The sequence below is a fragment of the Brasilonema angustatum genome, from assembly GCF_059505445.1.
Window position 1 is genome coordinate 1 of the sequence record NZ_JCACKO010000154.1, and the last position, 19,141, is coordinate 19,141.

Below are 19,141 nucleotides of genomic sequence, written 5' to 3' on the forward strand. Positions count from 1 at the left end.
GAGCAGGGAGCAGGGAGCAGGGAGCAGGGAGCAGGGAGCAGGGAGCAGGGAGCAGTGAAAAAGGGGTGGACGAGTCCGTTTCCTACCTGATAACTGGTACTGCGGGTACTTGATAACTGATAACTGGTAAAATATGCTTGGGAAACTCCCGCGTGAATTACTGTGAAAAAACGAGTCACACTGACTTTTCCCAAACGTGTCGTCCAAATGCCAGTGACTTATCGATTGGCAAGAGATTTTAACGTTGCTGCAAATATTATTCGCGCTCAGGTTGCACCAAATCAAATCGGTAAACTGGTGGTGGAACTCTCGGGAGATATTGATGAATTGGATGCAGCGATTGAGTGGATGCGATCGCAAAACATCACTGTATCTCAAGCTTTAGGAGAAATCACCATTGATGAAGATTCGTGCGTCCACTGTGGTTTGTGTACAGGAGTTTGCCCAACACAAGCTCTCAATCTTGATCCCGAAAGTTATAAACTGACGTTTACGCGATCGCGCTGCATTGTCTGCGAACAATGTATTCCCACTTGTCCCGTGCAGGCAATTTCGACTAATTTATGAAGAAGGCAGAGGAATCGCTGCTTTAGAGAGCTCCCTTTACTGATAGTTGGTACAAGTGGCGGATGCTGTTGGCGAAAGATTTCTTAACATTGAAAAATTCGATAAATTTGCCGTGTCCACTTTCATCTACGTAACTTCAGTTCGTGGATAAAAGTGTCCTGTTTTGTTTTAGGTTAAGTTAGGTGTTTTAATGCTAGTTATGCCAAAAAGTCTCAATACCCTAATTCTTACAGCGTTACTTTTTATCACTCCTACTTACACAAATACTTTTGTTCGCGCTCAATTACCGCAAACTTCCACTTCAAACCCAAGTGAAAAAATTCTTACCAAAGATGAATTGTACTTTGGCTTATCCAAACCAGGAGGGAAGACAGTATCTGAGGTTGAGTGGCAGCTGTTTTTGAACCGTGTGATTACACCTCGCTTTCAAAGCGGACTAACTGTGATTGATGCCTATGGGCAGTACCTCAACAGTTCTGGTAAGCTAGCTAGAGAAAAAACTAAACTAGTCATTCTCATTTATGAAAACAGCCCAATAAAAAGTTCTCAGATCGCAGAGGTGATAGCAAGCTATAAGCAAACATTTCAACAAGAATCAGTTCTGCGCGTGACTACCACTATCAAGGCGTCTTTTTGAGCTTCGCTTTAGCATAGTTATAAATTTTCGCGCCCACCTACTTAGCGCTAGAGACATCAGCAAAAAATGATACGCTGTAAGACAGCCGATAAATCCAGTTGTGTAAGAGGAGAGGTTGGGCAATTCCTCAAAGCCAGCGGGATGGATGTATCAAATGACGATGGTTTATGACATTTGTATTAAGTTCTCAGAATATTTTTAATTACTTAGTTGAGCATAGACTCTGTACTCAGTTGGAGTCAGATCTGTATCAGGTTGAGCCGATAAGAGCAAAAAACTTTAACTTATTACTGACTTTGCCAGAAAGTCGGAAACTACTGATTAAGCAAGAACGACACAATAAAGAAGGCAAAACACTGGGCGAGTTTTTGAGTGAATGGCGAATTCAAGAGTTTTTACAAACATTTCCAGAACTTAGTTACCTTCGATCTTGGATGCCGGAGGCGCTTCATTTTGAGGCTGAACATTCCATCATTGTTTTCAGCTACTTGGATGACTATCGGGATTTAGCAGATTTCTACGAGAAGGAGAATGTTTTCCCAACTCAAATTGGCGAGGCGATCGCCACCATTCTCGCCACCATCCATCGAGCCACTTTCAACCGCCAAGAGTATCAGGAATTCTTCTCGGCAAAACCTAATAATCTCAGCCCTGCTCATGTGCCTAACTGGGTTCGTAGTATAGAACGGATAGGACCAGAAATTTTTGGTATAGTTCCTGCAGATGGGCTGAAATTCTTTAAGCTTTATCAGCGATACGAAAGCTTAGGGCAAGCAATCAGAGAACTTGCCGATGTTTTCCAACCCTGTTGCCTGACTCACAATGATCTCAAACTCAACAACATTCTCCTACACAATAATTGGGAGCAAGAATGGGAGCAAGAAAGTCCCAACATTGTACGGCTGATTGATTGGGAGCGCTCTTGTTGGGGAGATCCTGCTTTTGATTTGGGAACGCTGATTGCCAGCTACCTGCAAATCTGGCTGAGTAGCTTAGTCATTAGTAAGTCTTTGACTATCGAAGAATCTCTGCGTCTGGCTATGACACCTCTAGAACAGCTTCAACCTTCCATTGCTGCTCTGACTAGCGCTTATTTCGATAACTTCCCGGAGATTTTAGAGCATCGCCCCAATTTTTTGCTGCGAGTCGTGCAATTTGCTGGTTTGGCATTAATTCAACAGATTCAGGCAATGATTCAGTACCAAAAATCCTTTGGCAATAAAGGGATTTGCATGCTTCAAGTTGCCAAGAGTTTGTTATGTCGTCCGGAACAATCCTTGGCGACTGTTTTCGGAACTGCAGCGACAGAACTCACTTAATTAGGGAGTATCTCAAATGTGTAATTTATATCAAACCCAGGTTATGAATTGTCATTGCGAGCGGAACAGAGTGGAGCGAAGCAATCGCAAGGGCTGGGATTGCTTCGCTTCGTTCGCAATGACTGGGATTGCTTCGCTTCGCTCGCAATGACTGTACACATTTTGTTCATCTACTTATTGATGTTTAATCGCGACGAAACTATATGCAACTAGAAAATTCTTCTCAAACTCAACAGCCGGATTCTGCTTCACAACAGCTACTCGATACTTTGCAAGATATCGTCAGCAATGTGCAAATCCACTCCAACTTCTCTATTAGCCATCCAAATTACAAACCTTTGGAATTACCAGATGAGGTTGTCGCCCGCTTCCAGCGAATGCCTGCGGAGATTCAGAATAAGTATTTTAGCTTGCAACTGCGCTCGTTTCTCTACGGTATCTATTACAATGGCTCTATGCGAGCAGCTTTCGCACCAGACGCCGATTTAGATAATTTGGCACTGCACCAGGACTTAGAAAATAACACCCGCCTCGGAGTAGACACAGCATTTTACGAACGGTTGCACTCGTCCAATCAAGGCAGCGGCTATTTTGACTCAGGTTGGTGTGTGGTGAGGCAAGAAAGTGATGGCACTCTTGCTGTAACCAAGAATAATTTAACTTTATACATTCAACCAGAGAAGCATCTGCAACTCGTCGAACAATCTGCCGCTGTAGGTGAGTTGGTGGCTATCCGAATGCCGAAAAATTTTGTGCAAAACGGGTTCTACATGGCAGTGAGCAATGCAGGACCACGCAGTTATACTCATCCAAACCGCCAGCCAGAAATCGTGCGAATTTACTTCAATTTCAGCCCAGAAGGTGCGGTGGCGGTTATGGACAGTCTGACGCGCGAGTTGAACTATATCTCAATTCCCTTTACCTTTAAAGTGCTATACAACCCAGGTGAATACAGGCGCTATGACTCAGGAGTCCTGTATTTCGAGAAGAGTAACTATGAAGCTGTCCGGCAGGTGCTTGAGAGTGTCTACGCACAAACAAAAGCGCACTTTCACACAGATATCCCCTTATTCACCAAGTTTCTGGCACCAGGGTTAGGTTTAGCAGAAGAACCAGACCAAAAATTTGCAGAACAAGAAAGCTTTGGAATGAACCGCTGCCAAATTATTGCTAATGGTTTGTTGGAAGCTTGGCACTCGCTTGATAACTCCCCCCAAGGGCGGATGACTTCTATCCTCAAGCAATTCTCACAAGTGGGAATTGAATTGCTGCGTTCCTACCTGAATGCTAACTCTGTGGACATATATACGCCGTTGAACTTATGACGGAAATTACTCCGTATGGTATAAATACTTTGTAGAAAGGATTTGATAATAGTAATTAAGAACACATTGATTAATATTCAAATCATGAAAAACACAGATACTAACATCACAAATCAGATCACAAATGATATCACAAATGATATCCCAGTGGCCGGAACTGACTTGTTTGCCGATTCTGAAGACTTCTTGAATGAACTGACTGATAGTGAATTGGTTCAAATAAACGGTGGTGCTCGTTATGAGCCCAGCAACATAAGCCTATTGTTATGTGGTGGTGATGTACTACTGCACTAGTTGACAATACCCGTGTGACAATTTGACCACGGTAAGCCTACTGGTCTGTAAGGAATTACCTTAATTGCTCGTCCAAAGCTTGACATTTGGAACAGAAAACTCATTTTATCTAATGAAATCATAGAGTGGGCTAATCTCCACTCTATGATTTATTTAATTCAACTCATCAAGTCCAGAAAACACACTCGTCTGATAAGAATAAAGAAGCTTTTTGTGGCTATCAAACTCAACTCTAACAACTTATTTGATTACTTAATTGATACTGCTATATGCCAAAAAGACGACTTAGACTATCTGAAAGTTGACGTTAATAGCAAGACTTTTCATTGGCTCATCGAGTTGCCCCAAAGTCAGGGCAAACTATTTGTTAAGCAGACACCTGATTATAGAAGTCTTGAGCACGATGTTAGGATTTCTAAAGAGTGGAAGCTTTATAATTTTTTGCAGTCTCACAAAGATTTAGATTCTGCTTCATCATTAATTCCAGAAGTCCTGCATTTTGATGACAGCAATTCCATACTAATATACAAATGCTCAAATGATTATATTAGCTTAAAAAGTTTTTATGAAAATCAGGAAGCTTTCCCAATAGCGCTCGCAGAATTGCTAGGAACGACTTTAGCAAAGCTACATTCACAGACAATGAGTACTCAGGCGTGCTACACTTTTCTGACTGAACTGGAAGAATCTAAACTTAACTACCAACTTCCTTATCCTGATTATCTTTCTGACTATCTTGTTAGCCGAATTGAACCTGAGAGTTTAAAGAAAACTCAAGCTGTTGCTTGGAGATTTCTGGGTATTTTTCAACAATCTGAAGTTGTGAGGGAAATTGTTACAGAGTTGGTGTTGAATCATCGCCACTGCTGTTTAACACACAATAATATTCAATTTCATAAGATTTTTATACCTAGACATTGGGAGAAGTTAGTAACGGAAACTCAGGATTATGACAAAAGCCTAATTAAGATTGTTGATTGGGAAGCATGTAGTTGGGGCGATCCAGCTTGCGATTTAGGAAAAGCAATTCTTGGCTATTTTCTCTTCTGGCTCAACAGTATGATTGTACATCCTGCTATTGAAGTCAAAAAATCTATACAGCTAGCTACAATGCCTCTAGAAGTCGTTCGTCCTTCAATTGTCGCTATGACAAAAGCTTATATCAATACTTACCCAAAGATTTTAGAAGATTATCCGGAATTTCTCAAGCGGGTTATTCAGTTTACTGGACTTGGTTTAATTTATCAACTCCTCACAGAATTTCAACTTCAGCCAGAGATGGCTTTAAGTCACCAAGGGCTATATTTTTTCATTGCTACACAATTTCTGTGCAAGCCTGAAAAGTTTCTGTCAATTTAACGGGAGCATTCCAATTTTGCACAGACACCTGGCGAATAGAATTCGCGGCTACACAGGCAAAGTCCGCCTACGCGGACTAATTACAGCCTGCGGAGGCAGGCTTTGTTTGTATAGCCGAGCCAGTGCGTTGGACGGGTTTCCCGGCTTGAAGCACCTGGCGTCCAGACTTCCAGTCTGTTAGCGAAGCGGCACGAAGTGCGGGCATTTTGCACATTTGGGATGCTCCCACTACTGTCTTTTTTGCCAAATTGAAAAACTCCCTGATTCAATACCCTGTCAATAAAAAAATATAAGAGAATCTATCATGCAATTACCACCAACTTTACAGGAGACTTTACACGATATTGCTGACAACATTCAAATAGAATTCTCCAAATTACGCATCAGTCATTCTGACTATTCTCCTATAGAAACTCCTGCTGCTACTGTGGCACAACTGCAAAAGATGCCTCAGGAAATCCAGTATAAATATTTAAATTCTCAGTTATCCAAATTCATATATAGTATTTACTTTGAAGGTTCGTGTACAACAGAAGTCAGCCCAGGAATTAAGACGAACGAACAAATTCTACAAGAAATAGATTCCAGAGAAATAGACTGGGAATTTTATGAACAACTGGACGAAAACAATGATGGAAGAGGTTTTTTTCACCCAGGATACCGCATCCTTAAACAGGAAGCTGATGGTAGCCTAGCCGCAGAATTTGATACTTTCATTCAACACATCCAGCGAGAGCGTCATCTTCCTTTATCTTTGCAATCAGCTAGTGTAAACGATCCAGTAGCAGTATTGTTACCTTCTAGCTATATTCATGAAAATAGGTATAGAGCAAATGGCGATGGTATAGGTGGTTTACCGCCTATGAAATTTCACAGTGAGGGAATAGTTGTTTACTTCAACTTCAGTCCAGAAGCTGCTGTTTGGACTATGAAATATTTAACGACAAAATTGAATGAAGTGAAAGTCCCCTTTGCTTTCGAGGTATTACACAACCCTTTGAACTACAGGTTGTATAATTCAGGATTTCTCAAGTTTCCTTATAATCCAGATGAGTCTTACCGATACAAAGAAATTCTTTTACCTGTCTTACAGACGATTTATGCAGAAAATAAATCCCACTTTCGGGAGCAGGTTCCCATATTTACCAAGGTACTCGCACCTGGTATCGGATTAGCCGAACATCCTGCTTCTGAACTGAAGTTTGGACTTCAACAACAGTTTGGAGAAAACCGCTGCGAAATTGTTGCCAGTGCAATGCTTGAAGCTCATCAAAACGGTGATGAATCAAAAGAAGCTCGGATGAAATATATTATCCAACATTTTGAGCGGTTGGGGCTTGACATCGAGCGTCCCTATCTCAATCCTAACTCGGAAGATATTTACACACCATTGGAGTGAATTCCTCTGAACCTCACCCTGCCCTATCGGGCATCCCTCTCCTTAGCAAGGAGAGGGAAAGATTTTAGCGAAGCTAAAAGCGAGGGTGAGGTGAAAGGCGATCCGGTGTGTACACCGTCGCCTTGCTAAGGAGGGTGCGCGGTAGCGCGAGTGGAGTATCTGTTGCAAAGAAAGCGACTTCACTTTTTGACAAAGAGTCTTTATGATATGACTGGCGTCATTTGACATAAAATAATTAAACAGGTTTCCCATGCCCACTGTAGCAATTGTCTACTTTTCCGGTGCTGGTCATACTCACCTTATGGCTCAAGCTATTGCTGAAGGTGCAAGCAAAGTTGAAGGTACCACTGTTGAGGTTTTGCGGATTGTTGGCGAGCAGATTGTAAAGGGTCGTTGGAAGGATGATGCAACAATAGAAAAGCTTAATAATGCTGATGCAATTGTGTTTGGTTCACCTACCTACATGGGTGGTGTTGCAGCTCAGTTTAAGGCATTTATTGATGCAGCTAGCGGAATTTGGTTTAAACACGGATGGAAAGACAAAATCGCTGCTGGGTTTACGCACTCTAGCTCTCCCAGTGGCGATAAGCAAGGAACACTGCTATATTTAGCAACAAATGCGGCTCAACACGGTATGATTTGGGTAAACGTGGGAGATTTGTCAAGCTTTTTGTTCGGTAAGGATGATGGAATAAACCGACTCGGTGCATATTTAGGCGTGATGGGTCATGTTCCACTTGATATGAGCGGTAAGGAAGCAGAGATAGATGCGGGCGATCGCCTCACCTCAGAACGTTTTGGACAACGCATTGCAGAGGTAACAAAACGTTGGGTTAGGTAGATTAGATACGAACAGAGCAAGACTGTTAAGAGTCCTGCTCTTTTTTTCAAATCAGCTTAAAAACATCTGCCAGTACACCACCATCTCCTACCAACCTATTCTTTGCCGGAGAATCATAAACTGTTAGTAGTGAAGGTACCCCAGCTATATCATGAAATAAAGTTATTCCCTCAGCGTGTTCGTCTCTATTTCCATATGGGATATCAAGGACAAACTCTGGATAATTGAGAACATTTTCTTGTAAATCAGCGCCATTCTTCAGACGATAAACTTGCACAGGACCATCCAAATCCATTGTCGGTCCTGCTAAAATCAACAAATCTTCACTTTCTAAGCATAAATCTCGAATTCCTAAACCATTCAAGAAGAGAAAATGCTTTTTGTATCCCTTGCCATCATCTGTAATATTCTTCAATCTCAGGAGTCCGGGAGCAGAGTTTTCTAACTCTATTTCCAGAATGATAGCCCAACCTCGTAATACAGGTCCACGCAAACCTAGAAAAATTCTGTTTTTACAAACGGCTATCCCTTCTATATCAAAACCATTATCCTTACCGGGAATTGTCGCTTTCACAAAAAAGCCCAAGTGTGGATCATCTGCCAAAGCTTCCATGAGTAAGTTACCTTGTTGGGTTACCTCAAGTTTGGCAGCACTTAATTGTACGTTAGGATTTTTTGGATGTTGACATGATGATAATAATTCCCCATCCACCAGTGGAATACGTCCTATGATATAGCGATTTGGTTCGGATGCAATTTTGGCTAGTCTTTTAATATTTTTATCATCAGAAAATTCAGGTTTCGGTTTTTTACGTTTATAGCTGTGAGAACCAATTAACCATAGATAATAATCAGCATATGCCAAACCTTCAATATCAATTTCTTCTTCTTCTGGTGCAGGTAAGCTGATAAAGTTTGCTACGTGATATTGTTTATGTTCTGCAAAGTTACTTACATCTACAAAAGACAGCCGTTCAATAGTTGAGGTTTCATCCGATCCCAACCATAAGTGCTTCTCTGGAGTTAGTAGCATTGCTGAAAGGTCGTTCCGATGTTCTTTAAAACCATCAGTAAAAGTTAGTAAAACTTGATTTATTCGATGTGAATAGTCCATTGTATAGCGCTCCTAAATGAGTTGTGAAATTTTTCGTTAAGCCAGGGAACAGGGAACGGGGAACAGGGAACAGGAAAGAATGATTTACAAATGTACTTCGTTTTTTACAAATGACTTAGGGCTGCTATATATACTTCAGATGAAAATTATTTTTTATTTTAACGTGTTATTGATATCACGTTTTCTTCAGTGTTTATATTTAAAAAAATAACGAAAACTAACTTATGATAACAAAATTATACAAATTTTTCCGAATAAAAACTTTACAAAACATAGATGATAGATTTAAAAAATGCTACGATTCAATCACATCAGCCAGTTAAGTACTTTCATTCAAGATGTGTATCAATTTGTATGACATTAGCTATAAAATCAGAAGTCGAAACTCTCGGAAACTATGCTTACTCAGCAATTGAAAAACATAGTAAAAAAACCTTAAAGTGGGAAACAGAAGTCAAGAAAGATAAAGATCCAGAAGCATTGCATCAGATGCGAGTGGGGATGCGTCGCCTACGCACAGCTGTAACAAGGTTTTCCCCGGCTGTGGATTTGCCAAAGCCAGCTAGTGATAAAAATATCGGTAAAATTGCGCGTCGTCTGGGTAATCTGCGGGATTTAGACGTGCTAAAAGAAAGTTTGGAAAATCTTGAGCAATCAGATTTACCCCGCAAAGAACAGCGATCGCTGCAAACAGCAATGGAAGCTTTAACCAAACAACGTCAAGAGGCTGTGACAGATGTAAAGTCAACATTCAAGGACGATCATTACAAATCTCTTAAACAGAAATTGAACGAGTGGTTAAAGGAGCCATCCTATCAACCAATAGCATATTTGCCAATTCAGCAAGTGCTACCAGATTTACTTTTACCAGAAGTTAGTACATTTTTACTGCATCCAGGTTGGCTTGTTGGAACCCAAGTAGAGGGAGGGGAGATTGTTATTTCTAGAGACTGGGAAGCCCAAAGAGTAGAGCAAGAATTAGCAACTAATGGGGAAACTTTTCACAGTTTACGCAAACAAGCCAAACGCCTGCGCTACCAGATGGAGTTATTTTCTGATTTATATAGCCAGTCTTATACCAATTGTATTGCAGAAGTGAAAAATCTCCAAGAGATATTGGGAGCAATGCAAGATAGCGCAGTCTTAGCTGACTGGCTTGCAGATGTGTTTAACTCAGAAATAGATTCTCAACTGCCGACTCTTGCTTCAATGTTCGCCCAAAAACGTTATAAATTATGGCAACAATGGCAGCCCTTACAGCAGCAGTATCTCAAAGCCCAGACAAGACAAAGGTTTCATACAACAATACTACATCCAGTGTGAGCTTCGCCTACGCTCCAATTCAAAATTAAAAAATAATTTTGAATTTTGTAGAGTACAAGGACGCAGTCCCTAAGTGAATTTTGAATTCCCCATAACAGGAGTGGAGGTTAGCAAGAGTAGTTGTTGATTAAACCTTGAACTATTGCATTTGCCATAGCCTCCTCATTATATAACTTCATATCTTTTTGCGAATCAACAAAACAACCCTCTATAAGAATTGCAGGCATAATTGTATTTTTCAGGACAAATAACTTAGAACCATCTTTTATACCACGATTATTAAATCCTAGCTTAATGATTTCATCTAAGACTGATTTAGCAATCTTTTTTCCGACTTCGCTCATTGCATATACTTCTGTCCCATTTGCTTGACCATTAAAGCAATTGAAATGGATAGAAACAAAAATATCAACATTAGCTGCATTGGCTGTAGCGCATCTCTTTGTCAAAGATGCCTTGACTGTATCAGCGTTTGTCGGTTGACATGGTACAACTTGATGCCCCAAAGTTTTTAATTTTTCTATAACTTTATTCCCGACATTTAAGTTTAAATCATCCTCACACTTGATGCCTTTACAACCTGTATCAGGGGGACAATTGTGCCCAATATCAATTCCAATTTTCATTGTAAGTAGGTCGGCGTAAATAATTCTTGTTGGAATAAAGCAGGGAGCAGGGAGCAGGGAGTAGGGAGAGAAAGAGTTTGAGCTTTATTTACTTTTCTTTACACAGTTTGATTTTTTTGCACCGACTTACTTAAGTAGGTCGTTAAAATAAAGTTAACGATGTTTTGGCAGTCATTCGTCAAGAGTCAAGAGTCATTAGTCAAGAGTCAAGGGTTCAGAGTTATCTCCCTATTCCCTGCTCCCTGCTCCCTGCTCCCTGCTCCCTGCTCCTCTGCTCCCCTGCTCCCTATTCCCTATTCCCTGTTAAGCGTTCCCAAAAATAGACGTGTCACAATAAGAAATATAACACCTTAACTAAGCTTTCTATCTCAACACATGAAACGTATCGTCTTAATTGCTGGGTTTGAATCATTTAACGCCGACTTGTATCGGAAGGCAGCTTTTTTGGCGACTTCTCGTGTCAGTGAGTTGGATATTAGCGTGTTTAGCGATCGCGACATCACCACTAAACGCGCTGAAGTAGAAGCAGCACTAAAAGATGCTGATGTGTTTTTTGGCAGTTTGCTGTTTGACTATGATCAGGTGTTGTGGTTGCGCGATCGCATCTCCCATATCCCCATCCGCCTCGTGTTTGAGTCAGCTTTGGAATTGTTGAGTTTAACCAAGTTGGGCGCTTTCGCCATTGGCGATAAACCCAAAGGAATGCCCAAACCAGTAAAATTCATTCTTGATAAATTCAGCAACGGACGAGAGGAAGATAAACTCGCAGGTTATATTAGCTTTTTAAAAGTCGGACCAAAACTATTGAAATATGTGCCAGGGCAAAAAGTACAAGACTTACGCAACTGGCTGATTATATATGGTTACTGGAATGCTGGTGGACCAGAAAACGTTGCTGCTTTATTCTGGACATTGGCAGAAAAATATTTAAGTCTTAAGGTAGGTGAAATTCCCCCGCCAGTCGAAACCCCGAATATGGGGTTGTTACATCCCGACTATCAAGGATTTTTTGAATCACCACGGGCATACCTGGAATGGTATCAACAGATTCCTCCTCGCCCTGCTTATAAAGAGGAGAATATTAGCCCCCCTTTTGAAGGGGGGTTGGGGGGATCTAATTTGAAAGCGGGGTTGGGGGGATCTAATTTGAAAGCGGGGTTGGGGGGATCTAAAATCCAAAAGCCAGTAGTCGGAATTCTCCTCTATCGCAAGCACGTCATTACTAAACAACCTTACATACCGCAACTCATTCGCAATTTTGAAGAAGCTGGTTTGATACCATTACCCATCTTTATTAATGGTGTAGAAGGTCATGTCGCAGTACGTGATTGGATGACAACCGACTACGAACAAGGGCAAAGACAACAAGGAAATGTAGAAATTGCCTCACTTTCAAAAGAAGCAGTCAAGGTTGACGCCATTGTCTCAACGATTGGCTTTCCTCTTGTCGGTGGTCCGGCTGGTTCTATGGAAGCGGGAAGACAAGTTGAGGTAGCAAAACGCATCCTTACTGCTAAGAACATACCATACATTGTCGCCGCACCATTGCTGATTCAAGATATTTCTTCTTGGACGCGCCAAGGTATTGGAGGATTGCAAAGTGTTGTGTTATACGCTTTACCAGAATTGGATGGGGCGATCGACACCGTTCCCCTTGGTGGTTTGGTGGGAGAAGAAATTTATCTGGTTCCCGAACGGGTACAGCGGTTAATTGGGAGAGTGAAAAATTGGGTTGCTTTGCGGCAAAAACCTGTCTCGCAACGAAAGATTGCAATTATTTTGTATGGGTTCCCGCCTGGTTACGGTGCTGTGGGAACAGCTGCGTTGTTAAATGTACCAAGAAGTTTACTGAAGTTTCTTCAAGCATTGAAAGACCAAGGTTATACAGTTGGAGATTTACCGGAAGATGGAGAAGAGTTGATTCGCAAAGTTAAAGAAGCGGATGAACTCAAATGGGAAGATAAGCAAGATGTTAGCGTTTGCGTAGCGCCCCCTTCGGGGCTAGCGAGCCGTAGGCTGGAAAATATTGTTCCCTCATCAGTTAATGTCCGCACCTTGGAAAAATGGCTAGGATACCTCCGCACATCCCGCATTGAAAAACAATGGAAATCTCTCACAGGTACTGGGATTAAGACTTATGGTGATGAATTTCATATTGGGGGTGTTCAGGTTGGAAATGTTTGGATAGGTGTACAACCACCATTGGGATTACAAGGTGATCCGATGCGGTTGATGTTTGAACGGGATTTAACTCCTCATCCGCAGTACGCTGCTTTTTACAAATGGTTGCAAAATGAATTTGCAGCTGATGCTGTGGTTCACTTTGGGATGCACGGGACTGTAGAATGGTTGCCTGGTTCTCCTTTGGGGAATACGGGATATTCTTGGTCTGATATTTTGTTGGGAGATTTGCCTAATCTATATATATATGCGGCGAATAATCCTTCGGAGTCTATGTTGGCGAAGCGTCGTGGTTATGGGGTGTTGATTTCTCACAATGTACCGCCTTATGGGCGTGCGGGTTTGTATAAGGAGTTGGTGACGTTGCGGGATTTGATTGCGGAGTATCGAGAAGATCCGCAGAAGAATTATGCCCTCAAGGAAGCGATTTGTAAGAAGATTGTGGATACTGGTTTGGATGCCGATTGTCCGTTTGAGGATGCGAAGCGGTTGGGGATTGCGTTTACGCCTGAGAATGTTCGGATGTTTAGTGGTCATGCTTTTGATGATTATCTGGTGAAGTTGTACGAGTATTTGCAAGTGTTGGAGAATCGTCTGTTTTCTTCTGGGTTGCATGTTTTGGGGGAAAAGCCAAGTGAGGAGGAGATGGCGGGGTATTTGGAGGCTTATTTTGGAAATGAACCGCAAAGACGCGAAGGACACGAAGAAGAAAGGAAAGAAGAAGAGAAACAAGTTAGAGATTTGTTGATGCAGACAACTGATGAGTTGACGAATCTGGTGCGGGGTTTGAATGGGGAGTATATTCCGCCTGCGCCTGGTGGTGATTTGTTGCGAGATGGTGCGGGTGTTTTGCCTACGGGGAGAAATATTCATGCTTTAGATCCTTATCGTATGCCTTCGCCTGCGGCGTTTGCACGGGGACGGGAAATTGGTCAAAAGATTATTGCCCAGCATCTGCAAGAGAATGGGACGTATCCGGAGACTGTGGCGGTGATATTATGGGGTTTGGATGCGATTAAAACTAAGGGGGAATCTCTTGGTATTCTCTTGGAGTTGGTTGGTGCGGAAGCTGTGAAGGAGGGGACGGGGCGAATTGTTCGTTATGAGTTGAAGCCTTTGGCTGAGGTGGGACATCCCCGGATTGATGTGTTGGGGAATTTGTCGGGGATTTTCCGAGATAGTTTTGTGAATGTTATTGAGTTGCTGGATGATTTGTTTGGGCGGGCGGCTGAGGCTGATGAACCGGAGAACCAGAATTTTATTAGGAAACATGCTTTGGCTTTGAAGGCGCAAGGGGTAGAAAATGTTTCGGCGAGGTTGTTTTCTAATCCTGCAGGTGATTTTGGTTCTTTGGTGAATGACCGAGTGGTTGATAGTAATTGGGAATCTGGGGATGAGTTGGGGGATACTTGGCAAGGTCGCAATGTGTTTAGCTATGGTAGGCAAGATAAAGGTCAAGCAAGACCAGAAGTACTGACTCAACTTTTGCAAAACACCAGTCGCATTGTCCAAGAAATTGATTCTGTGGAATACGGTTTGACTGATATTCAAGAATATTATGCCAATACTGGTGGTTTGAAGAAAGCGGCGGAAAAACAACGCGGGAAAAAAGTGACTACTAGTTTTGTGGAAAGTTTCTCGAAGGATACGACTCCCCGAAATTTGGATGATTTGTTACGGATGGAGTATCGCAGCAAGTTGCTGAATCCCAAATGGGCGGAAGCGATGGCGAATCAGGGTTCGGGTGGTGCTTATGAAATTTCTCAACGGATGACGGCGTTGATTGGTTGGGGCGGTACTGCTGATTTTACTGATAATTGGGTATATGACCAAGCTGCTGATACTTATGCTTTAGATGCAGAGATGGCAGAGAAATTACGGAAGGCGAATCCGGAAGCTTTCCGTAATCTTGTGGGCAGGATGTTGGAGGCGCATGGGCGCGGTTTTTGGGAGGCTGGTGAGGATAAGTTGCAGAAGTTACGCCAGTTGTATGAGTTGACGGATGAGGAATTGGAAGGGGTGACGGTTTAGATAGGTAGTGTGGACATATTGCCCTACCTATATAAAAGCTAATAGTGTCGCCAATAAAAAGACGATTGAGTTTTGTCCGGATAAGTACTTTGCTGAATTGTTATTATTTTCTAGTGTGATTTAAATTTAACTTTTCCTCACATATTCAGCAAAAATACTTATAAAAAGCGAGAAAACTCAGGAGTAACCAAAAAATGGCAGAACTAATTACTACACATCTTGAGGATGTATCGCGCGAGCTATGGCAAGTTTTAGGGCAATATGAATCTTGGAAATCTGATCCAGCCAAGTGTGAGGATATACAGCGGAGGCTATCGCACTTCAACGAGAGCCATTCAGCTGATTTAAAGCATATTAATGATGTTATCAAAGCTTTATCAAGAGGATTTTATCTAATAAAATCTGGAGCAGAATGGGATGAACCTGCTGTTGGTCATATCTCAACTGATAAACCTAACTCGACACATAAGGCGCGTGGTGCCCAGTGGCGACTTGTGATAGTTTGGAGTGGATTTGAGATTGTTATAAAGACATTATTACTTAAGACAGGGACAGGTGGTCTAGGTCCAGATGATTTTAGTAAGATCACACAAAAATCCGGACTAAATTCATACAAATCATTGCCCTCACCAAACAAAGAATTAAAAAAGTTGTCTAGATGGCTTGATCAATCACAAGAAGGGAGAGAAGTACTAGATTTTCTGAGTGCTATAAAGGGAGACGCAAACATAATTCAACATTGGATAATTAACGGACAACCTGTTTCTACCTGGGTTGATGCTGCAAAACTTGCTAAAGCACTGCGGAACGCAACTGCTCATGGTGCGCTTTCAGCCAGTAAAGTTAAACAATGGGGACTTCAGCAGCCACTGCTAACTTTATCAGATAATCTTGGAGAAATCGTTTTGGCTAGTATGCACAAGCTGATATAGCTTTGAACAAAAACGTATTTTCTCTGCGTTCTCTGCGCCTCTGCGGTTTTAAAATCGCTAATTTTTTGGCGCAAAAGCAGTAATTAACCCACTTTCGCTGCAGCATCTACACCATCGCTGATAAGATGACCATCTTCCATATAAATAATGCGATCGGCTATATCAAGAATGCGGTTATCATGAGTCACTAGCAAAATTGTACAGCCTTGTTCTTTCGCTAACTTCTGCATCAATTCCACGACATCACGCCCAGATTTTTTATCGAGTGCTGCTGTGGGTTCATCTGCTAGAACTATTTTTGGTTGACTGATTAGGGCGCGGGCGATCGCCACTCTCTGCTTTTGTCCACCCGATAAACTATCTGGATAATAATCTGCACGATTTCCCAAACCTACACTCTCCAATATGCTAATAGCTTTAGCGTCCATATCCTGATTTAAAAACTCGTCATGCAACTCTAACGACATCCGCACATTTTCCTTAGCTGTCAGAAATGTCATCAGGTTATGCGCTTGGAAAATATAGCCAATTTGACGGCGAACGTCTCGCAGCTGCTTCTTACTCGCACTACACATTTCTTGTCCGAGAATTTTTAAACTTCCTTCTTGGGCAGAACGTAGTCCTCCCATAAGGGTTAACAAGGTTGTTTTTCCTGAACCTGAAGGTCCAGTCATTATGATAATATCGCCAGAGTAAATATCTAAGTTGATATCAAATAACGCTTGTTTGCGAAGCGTACCTTCACCAAAGTAATGATTGAGTTTTTGGGCAGAGATGACGGGTTCAGTTGTTACTATGTGCATTGGGTTATGAGAATAATCTATTTTTTTCATAGTCTTATTTTTATAGGTTATTATTATTGACTAACTGCCTAAGATGTGCGTAGTAATTCATCACAAAATCTCAACCTGGCAACAAGCGCAGGTGGAATTTGAGTAAAGTTAGACCAACTGTAAAAGCGACTGTCAGAAGAATCGTCAGCAGGAAAAGCAGGTTCTTCCAAGCCATCAAGTACAAACCCAACACGGAATGCTGCACCTAACAGAACGTGCAATGGTCGATGGAAGTACAATTGGGGTTTTGGTTGATTTTCTATTGCTAATCCTTTTGTGGTGCTGGGTTGTAAGTATCCAGACACTTTGACCGAGTATTCTGTCACCAGTTGACCTTCGCAATCTTTAACTTCTGCAGCCATACTGGTATGTGTACTATTGAAACAAGGATGCATCACAGCAAAGATAAAGCTACCTCCAGGACGCAACAACTTTGTGAGTGCCCGTAACAGAGGGTCTATTTCTGCCATGTCCATAAGTACCATTGCGGATACAGCAGCATCAAAGGAACGTTCTCCCAGCCCAAGTAAAGCTGTCTCATCGGTAGCGTCAAGAACGTGATACTCAATTGATGTCTCATGCTGTTGAGTTCTTTTGCGGGCACAGGTAATCATCTCCTCGGCAAAATCTATTCCGACGACATGTGCACCCAAGCTGGCTAATCTGCGAGTTGTCAGCCCAGTTCCACAGCCTATGTCCAAAATGCGGCTACCCGGTTTTACCTCCAGCAGTCTCTCCATTGCAGGACGAATCAGCACTTGATGAAAGTCACTCCCGTCATCACCCATGCGGGCGTCCCACACACTAGCGTTGGTATTCCACGCATCACGAGTTTCATTGTTCCATGCATTTGTTGAGTCATTTGACATTGATGTACTCCTAATTTCTGTCATCACTTAATCTTGAGTTTGGTTGATTGTTTATCATCCCCATGGGTTTACCCCACCCGCCTGACGGCACTCTCCCCTTGGTAAGGGGAGGGTTGGGGAGGGGTATTTTTTATAACTGTTCATCCAGACATTATATGACTCACTAAAACACATCTGCTGGATCTGCAGATTGTAACTTCCTCATTGCAACTGCGCCAGAAAAAGTACACATGACTATCGTTATGATAAACACAGTAATTGCACGAGTTAGTGTCATAGCAATAGGTAGTAGAGTTGCTGCATATGTCACCTGGTAGAGTGCGATCGCAATCAAAAATCCAGGCACATAACCCAATGCTGCCAAAAGTAACGCTTCTTGAAACAAAACACCCAAAAGATAGCCGTCGCTATATCCCATTGCCTTCAACGTGGCGTACTCTGGTAAATGGTCGGAAACATCACTGTAAAGAATTTGGTACACAATCACGATTCCCACAATAAACCCCACAATCACACCCAGTCCAAAAATAAATCCAATTGTCCCTTGGCTTTCCCAGTAGTACTTTTCCACCCCCGCAAAACCTTCTAGTGTTAAAACTCGTACATCTGGTGATAATTCTTTAGCAAGCTGTTTTTCAACTTGAGTCGGATTAAAACCAGGTTTAAGCTTAATCAAACCGATTTCTATCTGATTTGGTTGACGTTCGGGAAACAATTTCAAAAATGTTGAATCACTCGTGATGATGTTACCATCAGCAGCAAATGAACTACCAATAGTAAACAGTCCGGTGACTTGAATATTCTGGCGATTGAGTTCTGCTTCCAGTGTTCCGCGCTTTTGCACAGCCTCAGCAACAGCCCCGTATTCCGGACGTCCAGCACGATCAAACAACACTGTATTCAATAGTTGTAACTGTGTTGCATTTTGCTTCACCTCTGGCAAATTCAAGCCTGGTGCTTGTGGATCAATTCCCCAAATCAAAATGGAACGGTTAATCCGAGTTTCTGGATTTTTCCACTGTCCCAAACTGATGTAAACAGAACTCACCGACTGAACGCCTTCATGATTCAATGCTTGATAAAGTCGTTCACGAGAAAAGCTTTTGACAGAGAACAGAGTTTGAAGTTGAGGATTCGTCATCACCAAATCTGCTTCAAGTAGGCGATGAGGCTTTGTCGCACTGTCAAAGAGTGCATCTTGAAAGCCCATTTGCACAAATATCAGCATATCTGCAAATCCAATACCTGCCACTGCTACCGCTAGACGAGTTTTTTCTTTCATCACTTGTCGCAATGCTAGCGGCGTTCTACGAAGCCATTTACCAAACATTTCAAAAAACTCCTGTCAACTAGGGGTGTAAGGGTGTAAGGGGGTAGGGGTGTAGGGGAGCCAGTGCTGTGGGCGGGTTTCCCGACTTGAGGCACCTGGCGTGGGAGGAAACTGATTCGCAATTCTTGTTTTGTTCACTTACACCCTTAGTTTTGGTCATA

General features: G+C 42.1%; 15 protein-coding genes and 1 pseudogene. 11 read left to right on the top strand and 5 right to left on the bottom strand.

Going from position 1 to position 19,141, the window contains the following annotated elements:
- The first annotated feature begins 162 nt into the window (after positions 1 to 162).
- From AC5JM2_RS33690 to AC5JM2_RS33725, 8 genes are all read left to right on the top strand, one after another.
- On the top strand, positions 163 to 567 hold the full coding sequence (locus tag AC5JM2_RS33690; protein ID WP_169265910.1) for an NIL domain-containing protein: 405 nt from the start codon (positions 163 to 165) through the stop codon (positions 565 to 567).
- A 190-nt stretch (positions 568 to 757) separates the two neighbouring features.
- Entirely contained in the window at positions 758 to 1,204 is a 447-nt protein-coding gene (locus AC5JM2_RS33695; protein ID WP_495840218.1) for a DUF3574 domain-containing protein, read from the top strand.
- Between the two features lie 167 nt (positions 1,205 to 1,371).
- Entirely contained in the window at positions 1,372 to 2,523 is a 1,152-nt protein-coding gene (locus tag AC5JM2_RS33700; RefSeq protein WP_495840220.1) for a phosphotransferase family protein, read from the top strand.
- A 203-nt stretch (positions 2,524 to 2,726) separates the two neighbouring features.
- Positions 2,727 to 3,848, top strand: a complete 1,122-nt coding sequence (locus AC5JM2_RS33705; RefSeq protein WP_495840222.1) for a T3SS effector HopA1 family protein — start codon at positions 2,727 to 2,729, stop codon at positions 3,846 to 3,848.
- 84 nt (positions 3,849 to 3,932) lie between these two features.
- Positions 3,933 to 4,142: a hypothetical protein gene (locus AC5JM2_RS33710; protein WP_495840223.1), complete on the top strand. Its 210-nt coding sequence runs from the start codon at positions 3,933 to 3,935 to the stop codon at positions 4,140 to 4,142.
- Between the two features lie 213 nt (positions 4,143 to 4,355).
- On the top strand, positions 4,356 to 5,501 hold the full coding sequence (locus AC5JM2_RS33715; RefSeq protein WP_495840225.1) for an aminoglycoside phosphotransferase family protein: 1,146 nt from the start codon (positions 4,356 to 4,358) through the stop codon (positions 5,499 to 5,501).
- A 304-nt stretch (positions 5,502 to 5,805) separates the two neighbouring features.
- On the top strand, positions 5,806 to 6,900 hold the full coding sequence (locus tag AC5JM2_RS33720) for a T3SS effector HopA1 family protein (protein ID WP_495840227.1): 1,095 nt from the start codon (positions 5,806 to 5,808) through the stop codon (positions 6,898 to 6,900).
- 250 nt (positions 6,901 to 7,150) lie between these two features.
- Entirely contained in the window at positions 7,151 to 7,741 is a 591-nt protein-coding gene (locus tag AC5JM2_RS33725; protein WP_495840229.1) for a flavodoxin family protein, read from the top strand.
- A 46-nt stretch (positions 7,742 to 7,787) separates the two neighbouring features.
- Here the strand turns inward: AC5JM2_RS33725 and AC5JM2_RS33730 are convergent, their stop codons facing one another.
- The gene (locus AC5JM2_RS33730) at positions 7,788 to 8,855 is read right to left on the bottom strand and encodes a DUF3616 domain-containing protein (RefSeq protein WP_495840231.1); all 1,068 of its coding nucleotides are present in this window, start codon (positions 8,853 to 8,855) and stop codon (positions 7,788 to 7,790) included.
- 354 nt (positions 8,856 to 9,209) lie between these two features.
- On the opposite strand from AC5JM2_RS33730, the gene AC5JM2_RS33735 reads away from it, so the two are divergent.
- On the top strand, positions 9,210 to 10,178 hold the full coding sequence (locus AC5JM2_RS33735) for a CHAD domain-containing protein (protein WP_495840233.1): 969 nt from the start codon (positions 9,210 to 9,212) through the stop codon (positions 10,176 to 10,178).
- 128 nt (positions 10,179 to 10,306) lie between these two features.
- Here AC5JM2_RS33735 and AC5JM2_RS33740 read toward each other — a convergent pair.
- Positions 10,307 to 10,804 (bottom strand): annotated as a pseudogene (locus AC5JM2_RS33740) (N-acetylmuramoyl-L-alanine amidase); the annotation flags it as partial.
- A gap of 375 nt (positions 10,805 to 11,179) precedes the next feature.
- On the opposite strand from AC5JM2_RS33740, the gene bchH reads away from it, so the two are divergent.
- Positions 11,180 to 15,016: a magnesium chelatase subunit H gene (gene bchH, locus AC5JM2_RS33745; RefSeq protein WP_495840235.1), complete on the top strand. Its 3,837-nt coding sequence runs from the start codon at positions 11,180 to 11,182 to the stop codon at positions 15,014 to 15,016.
- Between the two features lie 194 nt (positions 15,017 to 15,210).
- Positions 15,211 to 15,948 carry a hypothetical protein gene (locus AC5JM2_RS33750; RefSeq protein WP_495840237.1) on the top strand — a complete coding sequence of 246 codons (738 nt, stop codon included), beginning with the start codon at positions 15,211 to 15,213 and terminating at the stop codon, positions 15,946 to 15,948.
- Positions 15,949 to 16,031: 83 nt separating this feature from the next.
- Here the strand turns inward: AC5JM2_RS33750 and AC5JM2_RS33755 are convergent, their stop codons facing one another.
- From AC5JM2_RS33755 to devC, 3 genes are all read right to left on the bottom strand, one after another.
- Positions 16,032 to 16,781 carry a DevA family ABC transporter ATP-binding protein gene (locus tag AC5JM2_RS33755; RefSeq protein WP_495840239.1) on the bottom strand — a complete coding sequence of 250 codons (750 nt, stop codon included), beginning with the start codon at positions 16,779 to 16,781 and terminating at the stop codon, positions 16,032 to 16,034.
- 38 nt (positions 16,782 to 16,819) lie between these two features.
- Positions 16,820 to 17,650, bottom strand: a complete 831-nt coding sequence (locus tag AC5JM2_RS33760; RefSeq protein WP_495840241.1) for a class I SAM-dependent methyltransferase — start codon at positions 17,648 to 17,650, stop codon at positions 16,820 to 16,822.
- Positions 17,651 to 17,813: 163 nt separating this feature from the next.
- Entirely contained in the window at positions 17,814 to 18,980 is a 1,167-nt protein-coding gene (gene devC / locus AC5JM2_RS33765; protein ID WP_495840242.1) for an ABC transporter permease DevC, read from the bottom strand.
- Between the last annotated feature and the right edge of the window lie 161 nt (positions 18,981 to 19,141).

What these genes read in the sequence shown, in the direction of transcription:
- AC5JM2_RS33695 (WP_495840218.1), top strand. Translation starts at nt 758, where the DNA reads ATGCTAGTTATGCCAAAAAGTCTCAATACCCTAATTCTTACAGCGTTA.
- AC5JM2_RS33700 (WP_495840220.1), top strand. Translation starts at nt 1,372, where the DNA reads ATGACATTTGTATTAAGTTCTCAGAATATTTTTAATTACTTAGTTGAG.
- AC5JM2_RS33705 (WP_495840222.1), top strand. Translation starts at nt 2,727, where the DNA reads ATGCAACTAGAAAATTCTTCTCAAACTCAACAGCCGGATTCTGCTTCA.
- AC5JM2_RS33710 (WP_495840223.1), top strand. Translation starts at nt 3,933, where the DNA reads ATGAAAAACACAGATACTAACATCACAAATCAGATCACAAATGATATC.
- AC5JM2_RS33720 (WP_495840227.1), top strand. Translation starts at nt 5,806, where the DNA reads ATGCAATTACCACCAACTTTACAGGAGACTTTACACGATATTGCTGAC.
- AC5JM2_RS33725 (WP_495840229.1), top strand. Translation starts at nt 7,151, where the DNA reads ATGCCCACTGTAGCAATTGTCTACTTTTCCGGTGCTGGTCATACTCAC.
- AC5JM2_RS33730 (WP_495840231.1), bottom strand. Translation starts at nt 8,855, where the DNA reads ATGGACTATTCACATCGAATAAATCAAGTTTTACTAACTTTTACTGAT.
- AC5JM2_RS33735 (WP_495840233.1), top strand. Translation starts at nt 9,210, where the DNA reads ATGACATTAGCTATAAAATCAGAAGTCGAAACTCTCGGAAACTATGCT.
- bchH (WP_495840235.1), top strand. Translation starts at nt 11,180, where the DNA reads ATGAAACGTATCGTCTTAATTGCTGGGTTTGAATCATTTAACGCCGAC.
- AC5JM2_RS33750 (WP_495840237.1), top strand. Translation starts at nt 15,211, where the DNA reads ATGGCAGAACTAATTACTACACATCTTGAGGATGTATCGCGCGAGCTA.
- AC5JM2_RS33755 (WP_495840239.1), bottom strand. Translation starts at nt 16,781, where the DNA reads ATGAAAAAAATAGATTATTCTCATAACCCAATGCACATAGTAACAACT.
- AC5JM2_RS33760 (WP_495840241.1), bottom strand. Translation starts at nt 17,650, where the DNA reads ATGTCAAATGACTCAACAAATGCATGGAACAATGAAACTCGTGATGCG.
- devC (WP_495840242.1), bottom strand. Translation starts at nt 18,980, where the DNA reads ATGTTTGGTAAATGGCTTCGTAGAACGCCGCTAGCATTGCGACAAGTG.